Annotated in this window: 7 protein-coding genes; all 7 read right to left on the bottom strand. The window is 42.3% G+C overall.

The genetic code is table 11. The features are described 5' to 3' along the window. Window positions 1-210, bottom strand: a 210-nt coding sequence (locus G630_RS22625) for a hypothetical protein (RefSeq protein WP_044959776.1), incomplete at its 3' end; no start/stop codon positions are given. Between the two features lie 3 nt (window positions 211-213). Next, window positions 214-969: a ParA family protein gene (locus G630_RS0117590; RefSeq protein WP_026499351.1), complete on the bottom strand. Its 756-nt coding sequence runs from the start codon at window positions 967-969 to the stop codon at window positions 214-216. Window positions 970-1,816: 847 nt separating this feature from the next. Next, on the bottom strand, window positions 1,817-2,035 hold the full coding sequence (locus G630_RS0117580) for a hypothetical protein (protein WP_026499349.1): 219 nt from the start codon (window positions 2,033-2,035) through the stop codon (window positions 1,817-1,819). After that, window positions 2,032-2,223 carry a hypothetical protein gene (locus G630_RS0117575; protein WP_026499348.1) on the bottom strand — a complete coding sequence of 64 codons (192 nt, stop codon included), beginning with the start codon at window positions 2,221-2,223 and terminating at the stop codon, window positions 2,032-2,034. Before G630_RS0117575 ends, G630_RS0117580 begins: the two co-directional genes overlap by 4 nt. 15 nt (window positions 2,224-2,238) lie before the next feature. Beyond that, window positions 2,239-2,628: a hypothetical protein gene (locus G630_RS0117570; protein WP_026499347.1), complete on the bottom strand. Its 390-nt coding sequence runs from the start codon at window positions 2,626-2,628 to the stop codon at window positions 2,239-2,241. After that, window positions 2,618-2,806 (bottom strand): hypothetical protein, encoded by a 189-nt coding sequence (locus G630_RS0117565; RefSeq protein WP_026499346.1) that lies wholly within the window; start codon window positions 2,804-2,806, stop codon window positions 2,618-2,620. Before G630_RS0117565 ends, G630_RS0117570 begins: the two co-directional genes overlap by 11 nt. A 23-nt stretch (window positions 2,807-2,829) precedes the next feature. After that, window positions 2,830-4,512, bottom strand: a 1,683-nt coding sequence (locus tag G630_RS25185; protein ID WP_044959775.1) for a hypothetical protein, incomplete at its 5' end; no start/stop codon positions are given.

The following is a 4,512-nucleotide window of genomic DNA, read 5'->3' as shown; positions in this document are numbered from 1 at the left end:
AAGCCGATACCCTTCAGGGATATTTTCTGCAATCTTCTGAATTTCTTTTGTAGTACTCTTTTTTGTGCTTTTCTGTTCTGCCGGATCCTGCGCGGTTGGAGCTTCCTCTTTTGGCTCCTCTTCCTGGACGGGCTTACTTATATACGCGTCAACTGCTCCAATAGGGCCAATAGTTCCAAGCGTTGACCTAAATTCTCTTTTAGATGTCATTGTTTATTTTCCCCCTTTCAATAATTCCTCTATAAAGGCTGCATAGTCTTCAGCTGCGTTTGAGCGTGGTGCATAATCGAAAATATTTGTCTGCAGGGCCTGTGCTTCCTTTACTGCAACACACTCACGGATGGGACGTGTATACAATCTGGTGTGAAGCTGTTCCGCAATTATCTGCATGTTTTCCTGCATATCTCGTCCAATTACTGGTCTTTTATCAAATCTGGTTATCAATACCCCATCAATTTTCAGTTTGCTGTTACAATATTTCTTTACTGTATCAATGGCTGCATAAAGCTGATTGAATCCCATAAGGCTATATGCTTCCGCCTGCACTGGTATAACAACACTGTCCGAAGCTGTCAGGGCATTTACTGTGACAATTCCAAGCTGTGCAGGGGTGTCAATAATAACATAGTCATATTTCCCCTTAACGGCTTCCAGGGCTTCTTTTAGGCGGTATTCCTTGCCCGTTTCGGTTAGTTTAATGTCTGCCGTTGCCAGTCCTTCTGAAGCTGTCAAAATGTCACCCTGTTCCGTGTGCTGGATCGCTTCTGCAGGTTCCACTTCTCGCTGCAGCACTTCCATGCTTCCCGGTGCACGCCAATTTGCTTTCATGCCATAAGACAGATTGAGCTGGCTATCCAGATCTATGAACAATACGCGCTTGCCCTTCTTCTGAAGTCCTGCCCCTAGTGCTTGCACTGTCGCGGTTTTGCCCACTCCACCTTTACGATTCAGAATTGATATTACTTTCATTTCTGCCCCCTTTGGTATTTATAAAATTTTACAATGGTCTGCTTTTAAGGCTGCTTAAAAATCACCTTCGCACTAAAATTAAACGCCCAGAATGCCGCAATTTGATAATTCAGTGTAAAAAGGATCCTTTTAAAGGCTTTTGTTGTTTGGAAAATCTAGTATTTGTGCGGTTTCTCGCACTCTTCAGGTAAAAAAATGAAAAAACTTTTAGGCTGAATCGCCCTGTGATGATATTAGTATAAACTGCTTTAAGCTGTCAATAAACGTTTTCAGCAATCAAAAGATTATATAAACACGAAAAGCCCCTACTCGCATTAAGGGCTCTTCAGTGTTTCCGTGTATTTAGAAGGCATCCACCAATTAATAGATACGATTTTAGTATATCATATACGCACGTTTCCAGAAATAAAAAAGCCTGTAGCCTTTGGGAACTACAAGCCTTTTCAGTGCAACAAATTGGGGCTGTGTGTTACAAACATCGGAGATCCTAAAAATGAGTGTTTACAGTAACAACATAATTATATCACGTGTGCTTACATAAACATACGTATATTATTGTTTAAATGTGTAAGTGTTAGTGTGATTTTATTTATGCGTATATGTTTATATATTTATACGCATATATCAATATGCACATTTGAGTGTGCTGTATTATGCGTGCTCTCATAAGCCCATATTTGCCGTTTTAAGGCGTTTATGATTTCCAATTGGTAAATTGTACCTTGCTTTGCTTTTAACGCCCTTCTAGGCGCTTCTGCGTTCAAATCGTGGCGCATACAGTCGCACACTTCTCCAATATCGATATTAGCCCCGCAATGTTTGCAAATTTTGTAGTCAGTCCGCTGTCTCATCTGGATTCCCCTGCTCTCATATTCCAGGCATTTATTGCATCATTGCATGCAACACTGTCCCAGTTATCCCCTTCCGGGCTGTTGTCGCTTGCGTATGCCTTTCCCTGGGCTCCGCAGATATCACAACGGACTACGACAAAGTATTTCCGAAGTTTGAAACTAAAAGTTGAATTCAGGCATGCAGGTCCCCCACAATGTGGACATGTTTTAATCATATTGCTTCCCCCTTTTTTGCTGCGCGGTATTTTCTCATATACTCCGTGTTATAGTTACTGTTATTGTCTTTCCACTTCATTTGCCGCAGTTTTGCCCCTGCTTCCTTGCAAGTGAAGCTGCAGAACTTTTTATTTGGTCTGCTTGTTTCAAATTCTCTGCCACAAATAGCGCATTTTACTGTCTTCATGGTCCTTTTCCCCTATCATAACTTTATCCAGGGCCCTTCCTTAAACGGGTTATATGCAAAATGCTCCTGAGCTTTTCTTGCAAATACTTCCCGTGGTGTTTCCCTATATGAGCCTGCATCAATCTCCCCGCCGTCACTTACTGCCGGATATGTTCCGGGCGCGATTGCTGTTTCAATCTCTGAAAGTCGGGCTGTCAGCTCCCCGATCGGGGTGGTGTCCCTACCTTCTACCCAATCTTTGAATACTTCCCGTGGTGTCTGTTCCTTCTTCTCCAGAATGTCTTTTTTATAGGCCAGATAAGCCTTTGACTGTGCAATGAGCTCTTCTGGGCTTTCGCCTGTAAGAAGGTCTGCAGGGACTCCAATATCCTGCACAATGGCCTGCTTAATCTCTTCAGTGTTCATTTTCTTTAGCACTCCTCTCTGTAGCTTGCTCTTTTAGGAACTCCCTGCAACTTCTGCAGGTGTGGCTGCCGTTGTCGGTAGGCTTCCCACATATCCTGCAAAGTCTGGGCGTGATATTTCCGTCGTGTTTGTTGTATTTTCTCTCATGTGGCTGTGCTTTAAACCTCTGCCAAGTCATAAGAATCACCCCTTATTTGTCTTTTATTTACCGCTCCTATACTCAAAGGAGACTACACCTCTTTGGATCTTGATTATCTTCTGGACAATTCTCTCTCTGACGCTTATACCAGTTACCTCATCCGAAGCGCCGATAATATCGTTAATGTCATAGCTCTGTTTTTCATCCAGTTTTACGTCCAAAGTGTCCTGCTTGCGATAGTCCTCAATCTTTTTCAGTGCACCTTCAATAAGTGCCTGGTAATGGTCTTCATACTGCGTATATGCGCAATTACTTATCCATTGGGGTAAGGGCTGGTATGTCACAGCAGTGTAATACTTGTTTGTCTGCCATGTAGGGACAGTGCGCTTTTTGTAGACTGTAATAGTTCCCCAGGTCGGGACAACTTTACCGCTCGTATAATATGTTCCGGGCGCCCATACAGGAGCATGTTCAGGATCCTGGACGAGCTGATAAGTAAGATTTGGCACAAATTCCGGCGCGCTTGTCACAGTGTAAGAAGTATAATATTTACCCTTTTCCCATTTTGGCGCCTTTTTATCCGAAGTTGCCTGCACCGCTACATACTTATTATTCGCTTTTTTGTAATAGCGCTTGTAATTTGTAGCCCAGTCCGTAGGTTTCTTAGTCTGCTTTTTATATTTTGTCTTACTTACTCCAGCAATATGCGTATAATTGCCAATACCATCCTGCCCGTAATAATTGCCGTAATTAGAATTCCAATCAGCAGGCTTAGTAGCCAGTTTTTTATAATATGGTTGCGGCACAATCGAAGGAACATGATCCCCGTTTGCCAAAGTGTACTGTTTCCAGTTTGTACTCCAGTTTTCGGGCTCCGACGTTGTTAATATCTGGCCGGATACTAAAGATACTCTTTGGTACGAACTGCCGATAAGCTGGTAGTAGTTAGAATATGCGCCTTCATACCATCCTGTGGGCATTGTGTTTACAACGTCATAGGCCGATACTGCGCTGACTTTGACATAGCCATTAGCTTTCTGCTCGTAATAGTTGGCAAAATTAGAAAGCCAATCGCCAGGCATAGAAAACTGTAAATCGTACCGGGTATCAAGGTTGGGACGTTCATACTGCTTATATGATGTTGCTTCCTTTTCTTCGCTATATTCCTGGTAGAAATAATTTTGAAATCCATATCTTTTGTTTTGGTCAGATATTGGCAGTTCTGGATTCAGATCCGTATCCCAGTCAGCAGGCTTACTAGTCAGCAGCACATAATGGTAAGTGGTTTGAGCGTTGGGATAGTCATATATTTCAGATATCTCATTTATTCCGGGTACAACATTGTCTTTTATCAAGTTGTAATTGCTGATATCTTCTGGATTAGTTGATTGAGACAGCTTTTCCAGGTCTGAATAGTAATCACTATCCTTTACCGGATTATCACGGCAATATGGCAGTAAGCCCCCGTTGTTATCTAAATACAAATCTATGGTATATCTGTCCCTAAGATCTCCCTGCCCCATACAGTGCATTCTGGTAAGGGAGTTATACTGTCTCTTTGCCTTAAATTGGTCAGTATCAACTATGAAATCATCTGTATTTGCATAATCAATGTTTGGAACGACTGACAGCACGCCGTCAACAATCTGCAGCTTTGCACCTTCGTTGTATAACAGGTTCCTGATAAAGGTGTATCCATGTGCATAGTTGCCGCTTTCTGATGTTATTTTTGTATCTATCCAAAT

It is taken from the genome of Butyrivibrio sp. WCD2001, assembly GCF_000424485.1.
In the GTDB taxonomy this organism is placed as follows: Bacteria; Bacillota; Clostridia; order Lachnospirales; family Lachnospiraceae; genus Butyrivibrio.
Note: the sequence above shows the minus strand (reverse complement) of the source record. Positions and strands in the feature narration are given on the sequence as shown.